Genomic DNA, 20,054 nt, shown 5'->3' with positions numbered 1-20,054 from the left:
GCCAGCCACGACCGGCAGGACCGGAACAACGCCCTTGCGCGGCTCTGGCTCGGCGGGCGCCGCCGTCGTCGCCGCGATGGCAGGCGGCGGGATCTGGTGGTCGATGACCCGTTCCGAGCCGGAGATCCCGGACATTCCTGTTGCGACCGAAGAAACATCGACGCAGTCCTTGCCCCCGCCGAACACGGAGACACGGGACGGATTCCTTGCGGCCTATGCGTCCGATTTCGATTGCGCCTATGCGGCGCGGATCACGTCCGGCGCTCAGGCGGGACGTCTGGTCACGATGGGTGATCGCGAGACACCTCTGCCGGACCTTGCCGAGGCCTATGGGAGCGAGTTCGGAGTTGCGCTGACGAAGTTGGATCGTCCGGTCACCAGCCAGCAATGCCCCGCTCTGGACCTCGCCCGCGGGCTTCAGGGCCGTGAAGCCGTCCAGCCCACCCTCGTGCTGGACTCGGATACCATCGGAAGCGGCGGTACGGTCGTGGGTCGCGTGGCCGAGATCCGGGGGCGGACCGTGTGGCTGGCCATGGTGACCGCAGAAGGCGGGGTCTACGACCTGTCAGACCGGTTGGAACCGCAAACCGACGGGTCCGCGCTGTTCGCGTTCGAACTCGTGGCCGACCCGTCGGCGATCGGGCAGCCGCAGATCCTCGTTGCGCTTGCATCGCCGGAACCTCTCGTGGGGGCGGCAACGGCGAGCGATGGCACCTCCGCGGACGTGCTGCTGCCCAACATCTTGGCGGAAGCCTCCGAAAAGGGCGCGGCGGCAGAGATCGCCCGGTTCGAATTGGGCGGCTGAGGCGCGTCCCGATCGCGGATTTCAGCGGACGGTGATCGGGATCACTGCAAAGCGCGCCTGTCCGTCGATTTCCTCCCCGAGCATCGGAAACATGTCCTGAGCCAGGAACCCGGCGCGTTGGGCGACGGTGTCGGGCCGTGTCGGCGTCGCAATCGCGATCAGAAGCTGAGCCGTCTCGCGGGTATCGCCATCGCGGGTGACGGGAACCGCGAATTCAGCCCGCCCGCCAGAGAAGCGCAGGAACCGGCGCAGGTCCTGCACGACGCCGTTGTCATCGACCAGCAGCAGGGTCGTGTAGGCCCCGGCCATGCCTTCGATCCGGCCGACGACGGTCCCTCCGGACGCCACCTGCGCGTCCGCAACGGACAGCCGGAGCCTGAAGGCGGGATAGTTGTCCTGCGCGCGAAGAAACGTCACGGCGGGGCATTGCCGGCGGTCGACGAGGATCGTCTCGGCCTCGGCGCCCGGCAGCAATTCGTCATCCAGCACGGCCTCTGCGAAACTGCGCGCGGTCAGGTCGTCCGCCGTGATCGTGACCAGAAGGGGCCCCAGCGGGGCGGGGCGGCCGCGCGGCAGGCCGACGAGGCATCCTTCGCGCAACTGACCCCTGATTCGTTGGACGAGTTCGACCAGGACGGGATCGGGCGGCGGGCCGGCTGGACGGGGTGGAGAGGCTCGACCGCCCGGGCCGTCGAGGACGATCGCCGAGGTGAGGGTGCCCTCCGCAGGAGGCATCTCGACCGGGGCCAGCGGCGTACCGACCTCTTGCCGGATCGCCGCGGCATCGCCCGAACCCGCGCCCGGAGAGGCCGCGCTGAGCGTTCCGGATATCGCCGAATTCCCTGCAAGGGGCGCGATCGGGACCGGAGAGAGCGATCCGCCACCGGCCGTGACCGGCGCGACGGAAGGCAACGTCGATGGCGCCACCTGAGCCGCGCGGGCGATCTCGGGCGTATCGGCGCTTTCGACCACCGCCTCGCCCGCCGCGGGCGGGGCGGTTTCCGGCGAGACCGCCTCGGCCCGTTCGGTGTCGGGGGTCAGGATGTCCGGAAGATCGCCCTCGGATGGGTCCGCGATGGTTTCGTCCGCGGGATCGGCGGGAGAGATCGCCCCGATATCGTCCTCGTCGTTGAAGCTCTCCGTGCCCGATGGTCCGCCAGTCGCGGCGTCCGGTGGATCGGCCTCCGGATCTTCGACGTCGACGGTGGAAATGGTGATGATCGTCTCGGGGAGCGTCGCTGATGGCACGGCCGTGCGCCCGGGCAGCAGATCGAGCGCCCAGACCATTCCGGCGGCGTGCAATCCAACCGAGAGCGTGACTGCCGCGACCCAGTGCCCCCGCCGTTCCCGGAGTGGACTTGCCCCGCCGGTCATTGCTCGACCCTTCGGCGGAGTGTCACGAGACGGACCTCGACCTCTTCGAGTTCCGGACGCGCGACGACAGCCAGCAAGCTGTCGGCGGGTGCGCCCCGGTCGATGAGAAGATGAAGCGTCACGGGCTGCGGCATGTCCTGCAGCGCGGCATCCAGAAGGTTCGGATCGAGCGGCGCGCCGTCCAGCTCCCATCGTCCGGCCTGTCCGACCACGAGAACCGGCTTCGGCAGCGCGTCGAGCGGCAGTTCCGTCGTTTCAGACAGGTCGAGGCCGGGGCCGGCAGGGTTCAACAGCCGTCCGGTGGCGAGAAAGAAGAAGATCAGAAGCAGGACGATGTTCACGATCGCCAACGACACGTCGAGCTGCTGGCGCGGACGCTTGGGCAGACCCCGGCGCCGCTTCATGATCCGAGACCCGGTGCGAGGCGAACGGCGGGGACGTTTGCGGCCGACAGCGCTTCAAGCACCGCGACCATGTCCTGTACCCGCGCTGCGGGCCGCGTGATCAGAAGGACGCCGCCGTCATCCTGGGCCGCCATGCGTGCCGACAGGCGCGGCAATGCATCGAAGCCGAAGCGCTGCCCGCCTGCAATCACCGCGCCGGCATCGACGGTCCAGATCGCGCTCGGTGGGCCTGCGGGTGCTGCCGGGGCGGGGCTTTCGCCGGCTCCGCGCTGGCTTGCGGCGCCCGGCTTCAGGGTCATGAGCGAGTAGGGGGCGAGCGACGAGGACAGCATGAAGAAGATCAGAAGCTGAAACATCGCGTCCGCCAGAGGTGTGAGCGCGAAGCGGTACCCTTTCCGCCGGCGGATGGGGATGATCGAGGCGGATCGCGCCTGCACCTGCCCGGCTCCCTCAGACTGCGGCGCCGGCTTCGACGCGGCCGTGGATCGCGGCCGAGATGGCCGATTCAAGCAATTGCCGTTCCGCCTCGATCCGGCTTTCGAGCCATGTGGCGATGAAGAACGTCACCAATGCGATCGCGAGGCCCGCGGCCGTGGTCGTCAAGGCGGTCCAGATCCCGGACGCCAGCAGGGTAGGGTCGACGGCCCCGGCCCCTGCCGCCAGCGTCGAGAACGCGTCGATCATGCCGACCACCGTTCCCAGCAAGCCCAGCATCGGTGCCCCTTGCACGACCGCTTCGAGGACACGCATGCGCCGTTCCAGAAGTCCCATCTCGCGCAGAGCGGCGGTCCGGCCCAGTTCTTCTGCATAGGCGGCATCGTTCGGACGTGCGCGCAGGGCGGACAGAACCGCCTGAAGGACACGCGCCCCGACCGAGTCGCGTTCCGATGCGGCGCGCATGGCCTCGTCAGGGCGACCGCCCAGCCACGCGTCCAGAATACCGTCAGCGCGTTCCGTCGCGCCCACGCCGAGGCGCCGGAACTGGATCGTCTTGAACAGGCAGACAGTGATCGCCGCCACGGAAAGGATGCCCAACGCGGCGAAAACGGTCAGAGAGATCGGGTCGAAATCACTCAACATCCATCGGACCCCGTCAGAGGCCGAACTGGATATCGCCGCGGGCCGCCGTCTCGAGCCGCGACAGGCAGACATCGCTCGTTCCGCCATCGGCCAGATCGCAAGCCGCGACCTCGTTGATCAGAATGCGGGAGAGATCTTCGCAGGGCTGCTCCGGCAGGTTGAAGAGCACGATCCTCGTCCGGCCCGGGGCGAGGGCGCCGAACTCGAGCACCAGAAGGCGCCGGACGACCCCTTCTCCGTCGAAGAAGGCGACCTGATAAGAGGCCTGGGCGAGATCCTCTTCCGTCGTGTTGGCGGCCACGTAGGTCAGCTGGCACGCGCCGCCATCCAGCGTCGCGGCGTTGTTGAGTTCCAGCGTCAGTGCGCCGGACGCGACGTCGTCCACTGCGGCCGCGGGGTCGTCCCCCGCTTCGGCGGAATCCTGCGCGTTTGCGGGCAGGGCCAGCAAAGCAGCGGCAAATACGGGGACGAGACGACGAATCATTGCATGCTCCGTTGGGGGGTCAGATCGCCCCCGGCGGGGAGCCGGGACAATTGGGACCGCAACCCAGGAAGCAGGTCAAGGCGTCAGCGGAAAACTCCGGTCGCCCAGGGCTGTTGAAGCCTCGGCTGTGCGAGAATAGCCTCACCCGGGACCGGCCCGGGGACGACGAACTGCGATCCGCCGGTCCGCTCGTCGATGGACCGGGTCGACAATTCCGTCTCTAGGTCTTGGACGACGAGTCCCGATTTCACGGCTGCGACTTCCGGACCGTCGGGGCGCGCGACAGGACGCAGCGCCGGCACTTGTGTTGCAGTATCCATCTCGACCGGTGCGTCCCCAAGTGCCGGAAGAGGAATGTCCGAAGCCCGGTCGGCCGGTGCGGGAGAGGCCGGCGTCTGGAGGGGCGTGTGGATTGCGGTCGCCGTGCCGCTGTCGAGCGGGAGCGCCGCGGGGAGATGCGCGTCCGGACGGGCCGTCCTGGCCTCATGGCCGCCGACGAGCGCGATCGCTCCTCCGGCTGCCAATGCACATGCGACGAAACTGCCGATAACGAGGCGGATCATGGTCACGCCCTTCCTTTGTCTTCTTTCCCCCGTGTGCATCCTATAGTCGTGGCGAAAATATGGCCACACTGGACCGAGGCGCCCGACGTGAAGGTCACGCTCCCGACTGTTTTGTCCACGCTTCTTCCGGCGTTGATGCTGTTTTGGCCGGGTCAGGCCAGGGCCACATTCACTGTCTGCAATCGCAGCTTCGATGTCGCCAATGTGGCGGTCGGGGCGCCGGACCGATCGGGCGAGGTGCGGACCGAGGGGTGGTGGAAGATCGGCCCGAACCAATGCGCGGAGGTCCTGCGCGAGCCGCTGGCCACCCCGCGCGTCTACGTCTTCGCGACCGATGTCTTCGGCAGGGAGCTTCTGTCCGGGTCCCGGCCCCTCTGCATTGATCCCGACCGTTTCTCCATCCGCGGCGAAACCGATTGTCTCATTCGTGGCCATCTCGAGGCCCGGTTCATCGAAGTCGACACAAGTGGCGTCGAAGCGTGGCGAATGTTCCTCGCCCCCGCACCGGAGTGACGCATCGGCGTTGGCAGAGATCGAAAAGATCGGCTAACCTTCGGCCATGGGGTTCGTGTTTCAAAAGACCCGTGTCATGGGCACGGTTCTCTCGGCTGTGCTAATGGCCGCGACACCGGCTGTCGCGGACAGGTTCGCTCATGTCGTGGTCCCCTCTGACGGAAGCGGAGAGGAGGGCGCGATCAGGATGTCCCGCGCGCTTCTGGGGGCCGGATATGTCTCGAACCGCCACACTATGCCCGTTTCGGGACAGCTTCGGCTCACCGCGGCGCGCTCGGAGCTGGGGTTGGTCTACGTGGCCGGCCCGGTGACCGACATGCAGGCGCGAGAGATCCATGCGGCCGCGAGCCGCCTTGCCCGCACCGGCACTGCGAACCTGCTTCTGGTGTTCGAACAATGCGAGCCCGATCTCCGAGGGGAGCACGAGGACGCGACACTGACTGCCGACCCGCGCGTCGTCCTGATCCATGCCGGATCGGAACCGGATTGCGCACCGGGCGGGCTGGCGGACGACCTCATCTCCGCGCTCGATGCGGTCGGAGAGCCGTTCCGGGACATCTTTCCGGCGTCGGACGGATCGGGGGTCATGATCGGCGAACTCGACCTTCCTCTGGTCGCGGGACAGGCGAAGTTGGCCCCAGCGCCCGTCGTGATCGGGGGTGGGTCCGGTAACGGCGTCATCGTCGCCTCGTCGATCCGACCCGTCGGCAGTAGCCGCGAAATGACCGGGACTGCCATATCTGGCGGAGGTGCCCGTCTCGTTCCGGCGGCGATCTCATCCGGCCAGCGGTCTGGCGGTTTGCGCATCGGGCCGGCCTTGTCCGCCCTGCTGGAAGCGCGGGAGACACCCGAAGGGCTGCCGCGTCCGTCGATCATTGTCGGTGTCATCCGGCGGGACAATGAAGCTGCGGAAAATGACGCCGTCGCAGAAGGCGCGCTGCCCGGCGCCGCCCTGGCCGTCGACACCTTCGACGCGCGCGAAAGGATGCGGAATGCCGATCCGGACGGGTTCGCCGGGCTGGTCGAAACCGGTGCGTTCGACCCCGAGCCGGGGACCGAGGCCGTGGTCCTGCAGACGGCGCTGCAGCGCATGGGATGCTATCGGCTCGCGATCGACGGCGACTGGGGCAACGGCTCGCGGAATGCGGTCGATCTCTATTACCGAATGCGGGGCGATACGCCGCCGACGCGGGAGGCATCGGTCGATCTGTTCAGGGACGTGATCCTGCGCGAGGATGTCGACTGCCCCGCGCCCGTCATCGCCCGCGACACGCCGCAACGTCAAACGACGACACGGACCTCTTCGCGCCAGACCGCAGGCTCCCAGCGCCAGGTCGCTCCGCGTCGGGCCGATCCCCCCGCACCTGCGCGCAGCGAGCCATCGAGTGGACAGAGGCTCAATCCCACCCTGGGCGGGGTCTTCCGCTAGGAAGGGAGACCTTTGCCAACACAGGACAACATTCGGTTCCGGGTCGGTCATCGGAAGGCACGTGCCCGCCGCATGCGGAGGATCCTCCGCAAGATCGTGCTGTTCGGCCTCGTCCCCGTGGCAGCACTTTTCGTCGGGATGTGGGCCTTCACCGATATTCCCCACCGTCTTGCGGTCGCGGTCTCGATCTGGCGGACATCGGATCAGGCGATGGTTCAGGTGGAGACCGGCAGTATCGCCGTCGCTCCGGCGGTCGACGGGAGCGTCTTCATCAATATTCCAGGCGATCCGACGCTGCTCCGTCTCCCGCAGGACGGCGCGGATAGACGGGTGCGCCGGGTCGCCGGGCCCGGCGTTCTCGACATTCGGCGCTTCGGTCTGCCGTCACCTGACCGGATTTCCATCCTGAAGGACGACCTCGTGGTCACCGAGAGCCGGCTGATGACCGTCATGCCATCGAGCAGGGAAGATCTGGCGTTTCTACAGGACCAGACCGAGCGGGCCATGTCCGAGATCGCCCGCGCCGCGTCCGATCCGGCGGAACTGGTCCGGCTGGCCGGTCTCGAGACGGTCGCGTTCAACGCGGAGGATCTGGAGGCCGACAGCTACGGGGCCGAAATCGAGGGTCTGGACGAGGAAGTTCCGCCTGCCGCAGACGTCCCGGCCGGTCCGGTCGAGCGGACGTCTCTGGCGTTCACCAGACGGGAGGCGTTCCGGACGCCCGTCTGGTCCGACGTCGTGTTGCGGGCGGAACTCGATCGAGAGCTTGAGGCGCTCTTGGGGGAAAGTCCGCTCCGAGGTCGCGCCGCGGATCTTGCAGCCCGGGTGATCGAGCTCATCCCGGGGGCGGCGTCGCTGTCGCGGGGGGCCGTCGTAGCCCTGCGGCTCGGCGGTCCTTCGACCGCGCCGGACCTTACGCATATTTCTCTCTACTCACCGGATGACGGATATCTCGGCTCGCTGGCCAGGCTGCCGGACGATCGTCTGACGATGTCTTCCGATCCATGGATCGACGACGATCTCATGGGCCTTGCGGGACCGGCCGCCGCGACGGGCGCGACGTTCCGGCTGCTTGATGCGATCTATTCGGCGGCCTTGCGTGGCGGCATTTCCGCCGAAGAGGCGGGCGCCTTCACCACCCTTCTCGCCGCGAGCGGGCTGAACCTCGAGAAGCCGGCGGAGGAGGGTGACCGCATCACGCTCGCCTTTTCGGAGGATCACGGCCCCGGCGGAACGCGCGAGGGGCAACTCATGTACGCTGCGCTCGAAGGCCAGTCGAGCCAGTGGCGATGCTATGTCGTACCCGATACCGCGAAGGGCGGATATCGATGTCACATCCCCGGTCGCCAGCGCAGCGGGGCCGGCGCGTTCGTCCAGCCTGTCGATGGCGTCCTGACGTCGAAGTTCGGGCCCAGGTTGCATCCGATCAAACAGATCGTCCGTCTGCATGCAGGGGTCGACTGGGCGGCACCGACGGGCACTCCGATCCGCGCGGTGGCCGATGGGCGGGTCAGCCTGGCCGGAGACGGGCGCGGCTATGGCAACCTGATGATCCTTGCCCACGCGGACGGAGTGGAGACCCGGTACGCGCATCTCGACCGCTTCGCGAAAGGCGTGGTTCAGGGCAATGTCGTGCGCGCCGGAGAGGTCATCGGATACGTGGGTACAACCGGCCTTTCGACCGGGCCGCACCTGCATTTCGAGACCCGCGTGAACGGAAAGCCGGTCGACCCGATGCCGTTCCTGACGGGGCAGGTCATGGTTGCCGCTTCGGGGGCCGTCGAAGCCCTGGTCGAGCAGATCATAAGAGTGGAAAGCGCGGGCAACGCACGGGCCAAGAACCCCCTTTCGACAGCGACCGGGCTGGGCCAGTTCATCGAGAGCACGTGGCTGCGCATGATGCGAACCTATCGGCCCGACTTGGTCGCGACGCTCGACAGAAGGGAGCTGCTTGCCCTGCGCACCGACCCGTCGCTCAGCCGCGACATGGTCACCAAGCTCGCCCAGGAGAATGAGGCATATCTTCGATCCCGCGGTCATGGGATCAATCCGGGCCGCTTGTATCTTGCGCATTTCCTCGGGCCCGAGGGCGCGCACCGCGTGCTGTCCGCGCCGGGTGAGCAGACGATCCGCGACCTGATGGGCGCGGGTGTCGTGCGGGCCAATCCCTTCCTGCGCCGCTACACCGCCGATGATCTGGAACGATGGGCGGACCGCAAGATGGGCCGCCTGAGGTCTGGACCCGCGGTCGCGGCGGCACCGCCCAAGCCGGTCGACCCGCAGACGCGGCTCTTCGTGGAATTGGTCGATCAGGTCCTTTCCGAAGCGGGGTAGGGCCGCTTGCTGATCTATTCGGCGGGCTCTTCCACGGGCGGCGCAAATTCGGTCTCTGCATCGAACACGTAGCGGAACGCGCCGTCCGTCAGGTCGATGCGCACCGACCGGATCGGGTCGCCCGACACCATCCGTCCCAGAACCTCGCGGCTGAGGTCCGGCAGGATCGAATTGGCGATGATGTTGTCGATCATCCGGCCGCCGCTGTCTGGATCACGGCATTGCGAGACGATGTGGTCCATCGCGTCGTCCGACCAGGTCAGCGCCGCGCCATGCGCCTCGCGCATCCGTTTCGCCACGGCACCCAGCTTCAGCCCCGCGATCCCGCGCAAGACGTCCGGTCCGAGCGGAAAGTAGGGAATCGTCACGATGCGACCCAGCAGGGCCGGTGGGAAAACATCGAGCAGGAACGGCTTCATCGCGGCGTCCAGCTCGTCGGCATCGGGCGTGGCGCGGCCCTGATCGGCCATCTCCATGATGACCTCGGTCCCCACATTCGAGGTCAGCAGGATCAGCGTGTTGCGGAAGTTGATGGGCCTGCCGTTGCCGTCTTCCATGATCCCCTTGTCGAAAACCTGGAAGAACAGTTCGTGGATGTCCGGATGGGCCTTCTCGATCTCGTCCAGAAGGACGACCGAGTAGGGCTTGCGCCGCACCGCCTCGGTCAGCCGCCCGCCTTCGCCGTAGCCGACATAGCCCGGCGGTGCGCCCTTGAGCAGCGAGACCGAATGCGCCTCCTGGAACTCGGACATGTTGATCGTGATGATGTTCTGCTCGCCGCCGTAAAGCTGTTCGGCCAGGGCCAGCGCCGTCTCGGTCTTGCCGACGCCGGACGGGCCGCACAGCATGAAGACGCCGATGGGCTTGTTCGGATTGGAGAGGCCGGCGCGCGAGGTTTCGATACGCTTGGCGATCATCTTCAGCCCGTGATCCTGACCGATCACGCGTTCGCGCAATGTGTCGGAGAGGGTCAGGACCTGCTCCAGTTCGTCGGCAACCATGCGGCCGGCGGGAATGCCGGTCCAGTCGCTGATGACGGATGCCACGGCCTGCTCGTCGACATGGGCATAGACCATCCGGTCGTCCGGATCCTTGTCGGACAATTCGGCCATCTTGGCAGAGACCTCGGCGCGGGCTGCATCCTCGTCGATATCCTCTCCGGGCTCGGCCAGATCCCGCCGCAGGGCGACGATGCGATCGACCAGAGCCTTTTCGGCCTCGTACTTCGCCTCCATGTCCGCCAGCCGAGCCTCGGTCGCCTCCTTGTCGGTGCGGGCCTCGGCCAGACGCTCCTCATCGGTCTCGCCCAGATCTCGCTCGGCTTCCTTGGATGCGATCTCGGCGTCGAGGGCGGCAATCTCGGCGCGCAGGTCGGCGACCCGGGCGGGCGTCGCGGCCTGACTGACCGCAACGCGGGCGCAGGCGGTGTCCAGCAGGCTGACAGCCTTGTCGGGAAGCTGCCGTGCCGGGATGTAGCGATCCGAGAGCGACACGGCGGCCACCAGCGCCTCGTCCGAGATACGCACGCCGTGATGCGCCTCCATCGGACCGAGGATGCCGCGCATCATCGTGCAGCAGCGGGCCACGTCAGGTTCCGGCACGTCGATGGGCTGGAACCGGCGGGTCAAGGCCGGATCCTTCTCGATATGGTTGCGGTACTCGGACCATGTCGTCGCCGCGATGGTCCGTAGCGTACCGCGGGCCAGTGCAGGTTTCAGCAGGTTGGCGGCGTCGCCGGTGCCTGCCTGCCCTCCGGCGCCGATCAGGGTATGCGCCTCGTCGATGAAGAGGATGATCGGCGTAGGGCTTGCCTGAACTTCGTCGATGACCGATTTCAGCCGCTGCTCGAATTCGCCCTTCATCGACGCGCCCGCCTGCATGGCCTGGATGTCGAGCATCAGCAGCCGCGTGCCTTGCAGGGCCGGAGGCACCTCGTTCGCGGCAAGACGCTGGGCGAACCCTTCGACCACGGCCGTCTTGCCCACGCCCGCCTCGCCAGTGAGGATCGGGTTGTTCTGACGCCGCCGCAGCAGGACGTCGACGATCTGGCGGATCTCCTCGTCGCGGCCGACGATGGGGTCCATCCCGCCGCCCTCAGCCTCGGCGGTCATGTCGACCGAGAACCGCGCAAGCGCGGTGTCACCGCCCCGCGCCCCGTCGCCCGTGCCCTTCGAGGTCAGACCGGACCCGTCCATCGGGCGCATCTGTTCTTCTTCGGACCCGGACCAGAGGCTGCGGGCCTCGCTCGCGATCCGCTCGGTGCTGACGCCCTCAAGCTCTGGGGCGGCGCCCAGCACCTCACGGCGCAGCCGGGGATCGACCAGGGCGGAATAGAGCGCATGACCGGTCCGTATCTGGACCTCGCCGAAATGCAGCGTCGCGTAGACCCATGCATGGTTCAAAGCGTCAGCCAGACTGTCCGAAATGCCAGGGCTCTCGGTGACGTTCTTCTGCAATCGCGCCTGCGCGGCATCGAGGCTGCGCAGGACGGCGCCCCGGTCGACACCCATCTCGCGGAGGGTGTGGGCGATGTCGCCGTCCTGGTTCGCCAAGGCCTGGAACAGCCAGTGGATCAGCTCGACATTCCGGTTCCCTTCGCCACGCGCGTGGCGCATGGCGTTGAGAAAGCTCTCGTAGCCCGCGCGGTTCATCTTCGCGGCGAACTTCTCGATGGTGATGTCTGCCATCCGTAACGTCCCTCTGATGGGTTCGCGGTCTTATGCCGCTTCGAGATCGAATTCTGCAACGCGCACCGGCGCCGTGCCGTCGGGTCCGGGCTCGTGGGGGGACAGCGCGGCCATCCAGCCCAGATCGGCGCTCTCGCCCAATCGGGCGGGGGGGATCGCGTCGGCGGGCAGGGTCAGCGCGACCGTGACCTCCTGCCAGTGGCCGAGATACCAGCGAACCAGGTCGCGGAGCACGACGTGGCGCGATCCGCCGGGCAGGTAACCGCGGTATTCTTCCAGCGTACTCGTATTCACGACGATCCGGATCCGATCGTTCACCGACCGCATCCGCGACCCCAGCTTGCAGTCCCGGCCCAGCGTCATGCCCCCCAGGCCCATCCGGCTCTGGTCCTCCGGTTCGAAGGCGATCCAAGTGGGCACATGCTCCTCGACGTCGATATCCGCGTCCAGATGCAGCGCGGCAAGTTGCTGGAGACGTATGGGACTGCGGACCCGCCCCATATGCAGGCCGACGAGATGGGTGCGCGAGACGTCCGAGAGGTGGTCGCGATCCAGAAATGCGGGCGTCGTCAGGCCGGCAAAGGCGGCGACACGCGCGCGGAACCGGTCGTCGTCGGGCCGGTCGAACTGCCCGATCGCGCGGGCATCGGACCAGGCACGGAAGAAGAGCTGGATGAACCGCGTCGTGAAGACGTCCGCGAATGCCACGAAAGTACGGTCGTTGCCGATCTGCGCCCAGCGCAGGACTTCCTCGGTCGTGTTCAGCGGCAGCGCGCCCTGCGGACCGAAATAGCCCATCAGGTTCGTTCGGATACGCCGTCTGCCACCGTCGAGACGTTCGTGATCGGCGATGTCCGAAACCGGGAAGGTCAGGAACGGATCCTGACCCAGGATCGCGACTTCGTCCCGCAGGCGCAGGCTACGGCCCACGCGCGGCTTGTCCGGGCTCCGCCGCTCGATCCGGCGCAGCAGGGCGAACAGCCCCAGCTTCTGCGCCTCCTGCTGGCGCGCTTCGGTGTCGTCGGGCTTCACAGCAGCGGGCCCGTTCCGCTGCGCGGCGGAAAGGTCTTGATCTCGCCACGCTGCCGGGTCTCGATCACCGTCTGGGTGAAGCTGTTGACCGGCGCGTATTCCGCGAAGAACCGGTCGAGGATCGCACCCATCAGGATCGGCCCCGATCCCTCGAAAGCCTCGTCGTCCAGAACCAGGCGGATCTCCGTGCCTCGCGCGGGGAAGTGTCCGTCTTCCCGGCGGATCAGCCGGGTGACGGCGCGGGTCGCCAGTTCCAGGACGCCCCCGATCTGGCGTTCGTCGGTCGCGTCCGACAGGTCCGCAAAGAGCGATAGCATCTCGCGCAGGGCGATCGCGTCGGTGTCGCCCCCATGACCCTCGATGCCGAATTGCGACAGTGAGAGGTAAGAGATCAGGCGCCAGTGCACGTCGCCCTGGATCGTCCGGTGCGAGGCGTTGCGGTCCAGCAGCGAAAGTGGCTCGCGCGGCGCGGTGGGACCCACCACACAACGCAAGGCAATCGTCTGGTCGTCGTCCAGCACGAAGGCGTCCCGCGCCTTGGCGACGGGCAGGTATTCCGGCAGGTGCCGGTTCGAACAAAGCGTCCTGACCTGCAACCTCGACGCGCCGCCCCCACGCGCATCGTCCTCTCCGTCGTCGAGATCCGGCGGCTCCCAGAGCGAGATGAACGTCTCGGTCCCCAGATAGCGATGGCGCCGCCCGAACCGCCGTTCTTCGTCGGTCAGGCGACGCTCCTTGCGGCGGGTCGTGTAGTAGAGCGCGGCACGCGGGTCCTCGCCCCCGGTCCCTGACAGGCCGTAAAGCGGATAGACACGGCGCTTGGTCTTGGTGGTCGCGTAATGGGCGTGAACGTCGAGGATCCGATGGACTTCGTAATGGGTGACGGGAGTCGAGGCCGGCGTGACGACGAATTCCGTGCGCTTGCCATCGAGCCGCACCTGCGCGGCCTGCTCCACGAAGAGGTTGACCGCCGGGACGCAGTGGATCGCCAGATCTTCCGGCGTCAGCCGCGCCGCCAGATCGGCGTCCAGCCGGTCGAATTCCAGCACGATCTGAAAGCTCTGCCCGTGAACCGCGCGGAGGGCCCGCCGGAGGCCGGACAGGCGAAAGCCGAGGAATTGGCGCGGAAAGGCGAACCCTTCCCGCAACAACGCGAACCCGTCGAAGAGCCGGGCGTCGTGGGGCAGGATGCGCTCGTCCCGATCCAGCCCGACTTGCCCGATCGCTTCGACCGGCAGGCGAAGGAACGCGGCATCCCCCGACGCGTCCAGCCAGCGGAGCGAGACGCGCACCGTGTCGCACAGGATCTGCTCGTAAAGCGCGACCGCATCCGCCATTGCGCCGGTCAGATGGATCGCCAGGTCGTCCAGGTCCAGCGTCGCGGCGGGCACGTCCCCGATCGTCTCGAAATCGACGGTCACACCGGCGACCACCCCGTCGCCCGCATCCTGTCCCAGCGCGCTGATCTCGGCCGCATTGGCGCGGTAGGCGCAGCCCGCCAGACGCATGGGATAGATCCGAAGAGGCGTCGCGGTCCGGAATCGGCAAGAGACGCGGCGATCCGCGTCCACGAAGCGGGCGTCCATGTAGGCGCCCTTGGAAATCGGCAGGCCTTCGGCCATGTCGGTCGCATCCGCGGGCAGAGCCGCCTCGACCAGCATCATCGACGGGATCGGCGCGAGCGCATCGGGAAAGACCTGCTCGAGCAGTTCGTCGGTGAAGACCCGGAACTCCTGATCCAGCTTGAGCTGGACGCGGGCCGCCATGAAGGCCGCCCCTTCCAGAAGGCCCGCCACCGCGGGATCTGCGTTGTCCCGCAATACGCCGCCCAAGCGTCCGGCGATGCCCGGATAATCCGTCGCGAACTCGGCGGCCCGCTCGTAAAGGAGCGCCAACTCGCGCTCATAGGCGTCTCGGAAGGCTTTCCTCATTTCTGCAGCTTCAGACGCTTCATCTTCATCTTGCCCGCGCCCAGATCGACCTCGGCCACGAAGTCGAGCGGCAGGTCGGCGGGATCGGCGGCGATTTCTGCGGTGACGTCGAAAACCAGACGCTGGTCGAGGGTGCCCTCGCCCTCGCTGACCTGAACATCGACGCTTTCGGGGATCAGCCGGGGCTCGAACGTGATGAGGGACTCGCGGATCCGCTTGGCGATGACCGTCCCCGCATCCGCAGCGGTTCCCGTCCGGCCCAGTTCGGCGAAGCCGTAGTTCAGCACCGACTTCATGAGCCGGGGATAATTGTCCAACTCTTCGAAGGCATCCAGCCGGATCGTGTTCACGAGGCTGTCGAGATCGGCCGCGAGATGGCGCCGGAGTGCCCCCTCGTCCACGCCCATCCGCCTGTCCTGGCTCAAGGCAAGGTCACCGGCCTTGCCCGGTTCGGATCCATCGCGCCGGGCCATCCCGGTTTCGGCCGCGTCCCGGAAGACGTGTGTCAGCGACACTTGGCGCTGGGCACCGCGACGAGGGTCGCGGCGGGGCGGAACCGTGGAATCGGAGGTCGGGCACATCGTCGGGCAGGAGAGGCGAAGCGCAGGCGAGGGTCAAACGAAAAGGGCCGGCGGAAATACCGCCGGCCCCAACCGTGTCTGATCGGTGAATCAGGTGACGTCGAGGTTCTGGGCGATGTCCCAGGCGATCTCGGACTGGGACTTGATCCCACCGGTCTTGATGTCCTGCAGGGTGTAGGTGATGCGGAACTCGCGGAAGTTCAGCGTCAGCGTCTCCTGGATGCGGTCGAGGCCATCCTTGCCGCCACCCGTCTGGTACGACGTGATCATGATGTCCTTGACGTCCATCACGAAATACTCGAGCGGCGCGTTTCCGCCCGACTTGCGGACGATCAGCTTGCCGTCATTGATGTGCTCGCCCGAGGCGCAGCGCTTGATCAGTTCGTTCGAGGCCAGGTCGACATACTTCGTGAGGGTAATATCCTGCACGTTCACTTTGCCGCCGCCGCCGCCGCCGCCCATGTGCGTGGTGCCCGACTGGGTCAGGCCCCAGTTCCAGGCCAGAACGTCAATTTCATCAAGGTAGGTCGTGTCCTGGGACTCGCCTTTAATGCCGTTAGAAAGATGAAGGAAAATATCGACAGCCATTTGTCTCTCCGTACTTAGGCCTGGTCCAGAAATGGACCGTTGGGGTTATTTGCCCCCGGGTAACTTGGACACCAGGCTCATCCCGATGTCCATACCTTCCAACTGGAAGTGGGGTTTGAGGAAGAACTTCCCGACGTAGTATCCGGGGTTCTCCTCGTCTTCGATCACCTCGACCTTCGCGCCTGCGAGCGGACGCTTAGCCTTCTCCCGTTCCGAAGCCGTCTCGGGGTTGGCGGTGACGTACTTGTTGACCCAATTCTGCAGGTCGTTCTGCAGCTGGGTGCGGGTCGGGCTCTGCCCGATCTTATCGCGAACCATGCATTTCAGGTAGTGACTGAAGCGCGAGACCGCGAAGATATAGGGCAGCCGGGCGGACATGTTGTCCGACGCGGTTGCCAGATCGTCGACATACTTTTTCGGCTTGTAGAGCGTCTGCGCCCCGATGAACGCCGCCTTGTCGGTGTTCTTGCGGTGTACCAGGCCGATCAGGCCTGCGGCCGACAGCTCGCCCTCGCGGCGGTCGGTGATCGACACCTCGGTCGGGCATTTCAGGTCCTTGGCCCCGTCTCCCGTCTCGAAGGTGTGGGTCGGCAGATTCAGGACCTCGCCGCCGGACTGCACGCCGCGGATCTGGACCGTCCAGCCATGCTCCTTGTGGGCGCGGTTGATGTTCACCGCCATCGCGTGGGCCGCGTTCATCCAGCAGTACTTGGTGCCGCCGTGGCCGTCGGTCTCTTCCTCGTAGTTGAATTCCTCGACTACCGAGGTCGAATCTTGGCCGTATGGCTCGCGGGCCAGGACGCGCGGCGCGACCAGCGCCAGATAGCGGCTATTCTCGCTTTCGCGCAGGGTCTTCCACTTGGCGTAGTCCGGCGTCTCGAAGATCTCGGACAGGTCCGGCGGGGTACCCAGCTCGTTCCAGCTGTCCATGCCCAGAAGCTCGGGCGAGGCGGCCGAGATGAACGGCGCGTGGGCGGATGCCGCGACCTTGGAGATGTCGCGCAACAGGTTCACATCGGGCGACGAGAACCCGAAATAGTAATCACCCACCAGCGCGCCGAAGGGCGTGCCGCCCAGCGTTCCGAATTCCTGCTCGTAGACCTTGCGATGCAGCGGGCTCTGGTCCCAGCGTGCGCCGGGATAGGCCCGGAACATCCCGGAGAGTTCTTTCTTCGAGACGTTCATCACCTTCACGCGCAGCGAGGCATCCGTCTCGGAGTTGTTCACCGTGTAGGCGAGACCGCGCCAAGACGATTCCAGAGCCTGGAAGTCATCGTGATGCATGATCGCGTTCAGCTGGTCGCTCAGCTTGCTGTCGATCTTCGCCAGCATCGCATCGAGCGTGTCGAGCACGTCCTCGGTCACGAGCGTCTGGTCGTCCATCGCCTCGCGGACCAGCGCGGTCACGGCGTTGTCGACTTCCTTCGCGGCCGTTTCCGACCGCGGCTTGATGGTCTGGCGCAGGATGTCCGAGAACTCGTCGAGTTCGGATAGCGCGCCGTCCTTGCCCTCGACCTGGGCCTGGGTGCCGTCGCTCATCTCAGGCGTCCTTCTTGTCGTCGTCGTCCGAGGCGTCGTCGCTGCGGGCCGCCAGGGCCGCCATCAGCTCGGGATCCTGGAGCAGCATGCGGATCTGCTCCTGCGCCTTGGGCTTCGAGTTCATGTACCGTTGCAGGTTGGCGAGCTGCTTGCGCGCCTCCAGCAGCTTGTTCAGCGCAGGGACCTGTTCGGCCACGCGCGCGGGATTGAAGTCGTCCATCGAGCGGAATTCGAGATGGACGCCCAGCTTGTCCTCGCTGTCGGGGTCGAGCTTGTTCTCGACCGCAAACGACGTCGCGGGCGCGACATCGTTCATGAAGGTGTCCAGCGTCGCGCCGGTCACGTCGCGGAACTCGCGCTCCTCCATCTCGGGCTTTTCCTTCGAAGAGGCGTTGCCGGACAGATCGGACATGACCCCCATGATGAACGGCAGCTCGATCATCTTCTCGCTGTCGTAGGGATCTTCGTAGGAGATGTTCACCCGGGGCGGGCGATTACGCTTGATGAAATCGGTCGCTTTATCGGAAGCCATGCTCTGAATTCCCCGTTATACAGGCGTCAGTGAACCTGCCTCGCAAAGGATAGTCAACGGGGCGCGGACGACCCTCCGGGTCAGGTTAACCCTACTGTCACATCGCGGCGAATGCACGTCGCAATGCCCATCTCGGGCGGCGACAATCATTCCGGGCGCCCAATCATTGTTGCGGCGGCTCCTGCGGAGATTGCGGGCTCGGCGGCAGGATCTCCGTCATGATTGCCTCGAAGTCCTTTTCCAACCATATCCGTGCCTTCGCCAGCAGGATGGGGATGGGGCTCGCCGGCTCGGCCTGCCGGAACCATCGCTCTGCCGCGCGCAGCTTTGCGGCGGCCTCGGGGCGGCTGTCGATCCGGGCCTCCGGGGGCTCAGGTTCCGGGCTCTGCGCTTGGCCCGCGCTCGCCTCCGAAAGCTGTCTGAGCCTGTCCATCGGCAGGGCGAATCCGGCACCGGGCCCGAAGTCGATCACGGCCTGCCCGGCGCGCTGGGGCATCAAGGTCTCGATCGCTTCCACCAAAGGCCGGCCCACCAATTGCCGCGCCTGTACGACCAGCAGCAGCGCGGCCGAGGATGGCTCGTGGCGAGTGAGATACCCTTCGACACCGGCCAGCACGCCGCGCGCCTCGCTCTGACTGGTCAGATCGCCGACTTGCGGTTCGGGCTGCTTCGGTGGGGCCGGTTCGGGCGCGGCATTGCTGGCGGCTTGCGTCGCCACCGGCTCTGGCCCGGATTCCGAAACGGCCTCCGGGGCGGTGGGCGCCACCTCGTCCGGTGCGGCCAGATCCGGCCGTGCCTGGGCGATCAGGCCGCAGATCCCGTCCAGGAGTTCGACGAGGGGCGCCACATGCGGGCTGCCGATCCGCCGCGCCGCCGTCAGGGCACGGGCCAGATCGCCCTGGATGCGATCGACCTCATGTGCCGACATCCGCTCTCCCAGGGCCTGAAGCAGACCTTCCGGCGCGATCTCCTCGTCCTCGGGCGCCGCGATCCGTCCGCTCGCCATCTGCCAGCGCCGCCAGCTCACCGCATCGTCGCCGGTCAGCGGCAAATATTGCAGCGGTTGCAGGACCGTCGGCGCGGCGGCAAAGGCTTCGAGCGCGGCGCGCCGCTCGCGCCCGGCATCGGCGGTCATCGGGTGCATCGCCTCGCCGAAGGTGCCCACCGCCTCCGCTGCCCCTTCGAGCGTCTCAGCCAGCCCGGCCGTGTCGCGGGCCAGGGCCTGCCACCGCGTACGCAGCGACAACAGCCGCAGATCGCGCGAGCGGCGCAAAAGGCCGTCGATCTCTTTCAGCTCCGCCGCCAGATCCACCGATTTCGGATCGTAGAGCCTGTCCGAGACCGTGCCGTCGCCCGAGGCCATCCCCGCCGTCACATAGCGTTCCGGCAGGCGTCCCTCGGCGTCGAAATAGTATTCGATGAAGGCGTCGTCGTCTTCGCGCTCGAGATCCGGTCCGCAGGGATTGTCCGGATCGACCGGCTCGGTCAGCCATTGCAGCGCCATCGCATCACCTCTCAACGTCGTCGGTCTTGTGCGCCTCGCCGTAGAAGCGCGCGAGCTCCTCGAAATAGGCGTCCAGCATTCCGTTGTCGTGGCGGCTGGCCTTGTTGTCCCAGCGCTCCACGAAACTTTCCCAGTTCTTGGCCCTGCGGCCGCCGCCCAAGGCCAGCCCCTTGCCGGTTCCCGCCTCGATCGCCTCGGGGGCGAGGTCATGGATCAGGGCGCCCAGCGCGGGCTGTATGGCGGCGATCAGCGCCTCATGATGCAGTCGCAGATCGCGGGCGGCACCGCCCAGAGCTTCGGCCCCTGTCGCCGCGCCCGCCACCGGGCGCAGGAATGCCGCCTCGATCGCCTTGGAGGGATGGTGCGCGGTCTTCAGGGGGTTTGTCCCGGCAAGGCCCAGCATCGTGCGGTCGATATGGGCGCGGCTCTGCTCCCGGAAACCGGCGCGGGCCCGCAGATGGGTCATCTGCTCTTCGACGGAGGCGCGGACCGCTTCGCCCAGCATCCGCGCAAGACGCGCGGCATCCGTATCCGCGTAGTTCGACGGTTCGAGCCCCGCGCCCTCGCAGAACGCAGCCACGAAGCCAGCAGGATCACCGGCAGGGCTTGCCGGGGCAGGGGTAGGTGCCGCGTCGGGGATGGGCGCCGGGGTCGGCTGGGGCGCCGGAGGGATC

General features: G+C 66.9%; 19 protein-coding genes. 4 read left to right on the top strand and 15 right to left on the bottom strand.

Going from position 1 to position 20,054, the window contains the following annotated elements:
- Positions 1 to 169: 169 nt before the first annotated feature.
- Positions 170 to 805, top strand: coding sequence for a hypothetical protein (locus tag jaqu_RS01685; protein ID WP_236687711.1), 636 nt, complete (start codon positions 170 to 172; stop codon positions 803 to 805).
- A 21-nt stretch (positions 806 to 826) separates the two neighbouring features.
- Here the strand turns inward: jaqu_RS01685 and jaqu_RS20375 are convergent, their stop codons facing one another.
- The 6 genes from jaqu_RS20375 to jaqu_RS01655 all read right to left on the bottom strand — a co-directional run bounded on the left by jaqu_RS20375 (position 827) and on the right by jaqu_RS01655 (position 4,710).
- Positions 827 to 2,179, bottom strand: coding sequence for a hypothetical protein (locus tag jaqu_RS20375; RefSeq protein WP_141134361.1), 1,353 nt, complete (start codon positions 2,177 to 2,179; stop codon positions 827 to 829).
- The gene (locus jaqu_RS01675; RefSeq protein ID WP_043917202.1) at positions 2,176 to 2,583 is read right to left on the bottom strand and encodes an ExbD/TolR family protein; all 408 of its coding nucleotides are present in this window, start codon (positions 2,581 to 2,583) and stop codon (positions 2,176 to 2,178) included. The genes jaqu_RS20375 and jaqu_RS01675 overlap by 4 nt, the downstream gene beginning before the upstream one ends.
- Positions 2,580 to 3,020, bottom strand: coding sequence for an ExbD/TolR family protein (locus jaqu_RS01670; protein ID WP_052500714.1), 441 nt, complete (start codon positions 3,018 to 3,020; stop codon positions 2,580 to 2,582). The genes jaqu_RS01675 and jaqu_RS01670 overlap by 4 nt, the downstream gene beginning before the upstream one ends.
- Before the next feature lie 13 nt (positions 3,021 to 3,033).
- Positions 3,034 to 3,663 carry a MotA/TolQ/ExbB proton channel family protein gene (locus tag jaqu_RS01665; RefSeq protein ID WP_043917201.1) on the bottom strand — a complete coding sequence of 210 codons (630 nt, stop codon included), beginning with the start codon at positions 3,661 to 3,663 and terminating at the stop codon, positions 3,034 to 3,036.
- 13 nt (positions 3,664 to 3,676) lie between these two features.
- Positions 3,677 to 4,147, bottom strand: a complete 471-nt coding sequence (locus tag jaqu_RS01660; RefSeq protein ID WP_236687710.1) for a hypothetical protein — start codon at positions 4,145 to 4,147, stop codon at positions 3,677 to 3,679.
- Between the two features lie 83 nt (positions 4,148 to 4,230).
- Positions 4,231 to 4,710 (bottom strand): hypothetical protein, encoded by a 480-nt coding sequence (locus jaqu_RS01655; RefSeq protein WP_043917200.1) that lies wholly within the window; start codon positions 4,708 to 4,710, stop codon positions 4,231 to 4,233.
- Positions 4,711 to 4,797: 87 nt separating this feature from the next.
- Between jaqu_RS01655 and jaqu_RS01650 the strand changes: the two genes are divergently transcribed.
- The 3 genes from jaqu_RS01650 (at position 4,798) to jaqu_RS20370 (ending at position 8,986) form a co-directional block, all read left to right on the top strand.
- Entirely contained in the window at positions 4,798 to 5,223 is a 426-nt protein-coding gene (locus jaqu_RS01650; protein ID WP_236687709.1) for a DUF1036 domain-containing protein, read from the top strand.
- A 46-nt stretch (positions 5,224 to 5,269) separates the two neighbouring features.
- Entirely contained in the window at positions 5,270 to 6,652 is a 1,383-nt protein-coding gene (locus jaqu_RS01645; protein ID WP_043917199.1) for a peptidoglycan-binding domain-containing protein, read from the top strand.
- 72 nt (positions 6,653 to 6,724) lie between these two features.
- Positions 6,725 to 8,986: a peptidoglycan DD-metalloendopeptidase family protein gene (locus jaqu_RS20370; RefSeq protein ID WP_052500713.1), complete on the top strand. Its 2,262-nt coding sequence runs from the start codon at positions 6,725 to 6,727 to the stop codon at positions 8,984 to 8,986.
- Positions 8,987 to 9,000: 14 nt separating this feature from the next.
- Here the strand turns inward: jaqu_RS20370 and tssH are convergent, their stop codons facing one another.
- From tssH to jaqu_RS21550, 9 genes are all read right to left on the bottom strand, one after another.
- On the bottom strand, positions 9,001 to 11,673 hold the full coding sequence (gene tssH / locus jaqu_RS01635; RefSeq protein ID WP_043917198.1) for a type VI secretion system ATPase TssH: 2,673 nt from the start codon (positions 11,671 to 11,673) through the stop codon (positions 9,001 to 9,003).
- A gap of 30 nt (positions 11,674 to 11,703) precedes the next feature.
- Entirely contained in the window at positions 11,704 to 12,705 is a 1,002-nt protein-coding gene (tssG, locus tag jaqu_RS01630; protein ID WP_043917197.1) for a type VI secretion system baseplate subunit TssG, read from the bottom strand.
- Entirely contained in the window at positions 12,702 to 14,636 is a 1,935-nt protein-coding gene (gene tssF, locus jaqu_RS01625) for a type VI secretion system baseplate subunit TssF (protein WP_043917196.1), read from the bottom strand. The genes tssG and tssF overlap by 4 nt, the downstream gene beginning before the upstream one ends.
- Positions 14,633 to 15,151: a type VI secretion system baseplate subunit TssE gene (locus tag jaqu_RS01620; protein WP_052500712.1), complete on the bottom strand. Its 519-nt coding sequence runs from the start codon at positions 15,149 to 15,151 to the stop codon at positions 14,633 to 14,635. Before jaqu_RS01620 ends, tssF begins: the two co-directional genes overlap by 4 nt.
- A 156-nt stretch (positions 15,152 to 15,307) precedes the next feature.
- A complete protein-coding gene (locus tag jaqu_RS01615) occupies positions 15,308 to 15,805 on the bottom strand; it encodes an Hcp family type VI secretion system effector (protein WP_043917194.1) in 498 nt (165 codons plus the stop codon).
- 45 nt (positions 15,806 to 15,850) lie between these two features.
- Positions 15,851 to 17,344, bottom strand: coding sequence for a type VI secretion system contractile sheath large subunit (gene tssC, locus jaqu_RS01610; RefSeq protein ID WP_043917193.1), 1,494 nt, complete (start codon positions 17,342 to 17,344; stop codon positions 15,851 to 15,853).
- 1 nt (position 17,345) lies between these two features.
- On the bottom strand, positions 17,346 to 17,876 hold the full coding sequence (gene tssB, locus jaqu_RS01605; RefSeq protein WP_043917192.1) for a type VI secretion system contractile sheath small subunit: 531 nt from the start codon (positions 17,874 to 17,876) through the stop codon (positions 17,346 to 17,348).
- A 163-nt stretch (positions 17,877 to 18,039) separates the two neighbouring features.
- Entirely contained in the window at positions 18,040 to 19,380 is a 1,341-nt protein-coding gene (locus tag jaqu_RS01600) for a type VI secretion system protein TssA (protein WP_043917191.1), read from the bottom strand.
- 4 nt (positions 19,381 to 19,384) lie between these two features.
- The coding region (locus tag jaqu_RS21550; protein ID WP_043917190.1) for a type VI secretion system-associated FHA domain protein at positions 19,385 to 20,054 on the bottom strand (670 nt) is incomplete at its 5' end.

The organism is Jannaschia aquimarina, assembly GCF_000877395.1.
GTDB lineage: Bacteria > Pseudomonadota > Alphaproteobacteria > Rhodobacterales > Rhodobacteraceae > Jannaschia > Jannaschia aquimarina.
The sequence above is the reverse complement of the archived record's forward strand: the minus strand, read 5'-3'. Positions and strand labels throughout refer to the sequence as shown.

Bases quoted from the DNA above. Each gene is read 5' to 3' on its own strand.
- jaqu_RS20375 (WP_141134361.1), bottom strand. From the start codon at position 2,179: ATGACCGGCGGGGCAAGTCCACTCCGGGAACGGCGGGGGCACTGGGTC.
- jaqu_RS01660 (WP_236687710.1), bottom strand. From the start codon at position 4,147: ATGATTCGTCGTCTCGTCCCCGTATTTGCCGCTGCTTTGCTGGCCCTG.
- tssC (WP_043917193.1), bottom strand. From the start codon at position 17,344: ATGAGCGACGGCACCCAGGCCCAGGTCGAGGGCAAGGACGGCGCGCTA.
- tssH (WP_043917198.1), bottom strand. From the start codon at position 11,673: ATGGCAGACATCACCATCGAGAAGTTCGCCGCGAAGATGAACCGCGCG.
- jaqu_RS01645 (WP_043917199.1), top strand. From the start codon at position 5,270: ATGGGGTTCGTGTTTCAAAAGACCCGTGTCATGGGCACGGTTCTCTCG.
- tssB (WP_043917192.1), bottom strand. From the start codon at position 17,876: ATGGCTTCCGATAAAGCGACCGATTTCATCAAGCGTAATCGCCCGCCC.
- tssF (WP_043917196.1), bottom strand. From the start codon at position 14,636: ATGAGGAAAGCCTTCCGAGACGCCTATGAGCGCGAGTTGGCGCTCCTT.
- jaqu_RS01675 (WP_043917202.1), bottom strand. From the start codon at position 2,583: ATGAAGCGGCGCCGGGGTCTGCCCAAGCGTCCGCGCCAGCAGCTCGAC.
- jaqu_RS01655 (WP_043917200.1), bottom strand. From the start codon at position 4,710: ATGATCCGCCTCGTTATCGGCAGTTTCGTCGCATGTGCATTGGCAGCC.
- jaqu_RS01665 (WP_043917201.1), bottom strand. From the start codon at position 3,663: ATGTTGAGTGATTTCGACCCGATCTCTCTGACCGTTTTCGCCGCGTTG.
- jaqu_RS01615 (WP_043917194.1), bottom strand. From the start codon at position 15,805: ATGGCTGTCGATATTTTCCTTCATCTTTCTAACGGCATTAAAGGCGAG.
- jaqu_RS20370 (WP_052500713.1), top strand. From the start codon at position 6,725: ATGCGGAGGATCCTCCGCAAGATCGTGCTGTTCGGCCTCGTCCCCGTG.
- jaqu_RS01600 (WP_043917191.1), bottom strand. From the start codon at position 19,380: ATGGCGCTGCAATGGCTGACCGAGCCGGTCGATCCGGACAATCCCTGC.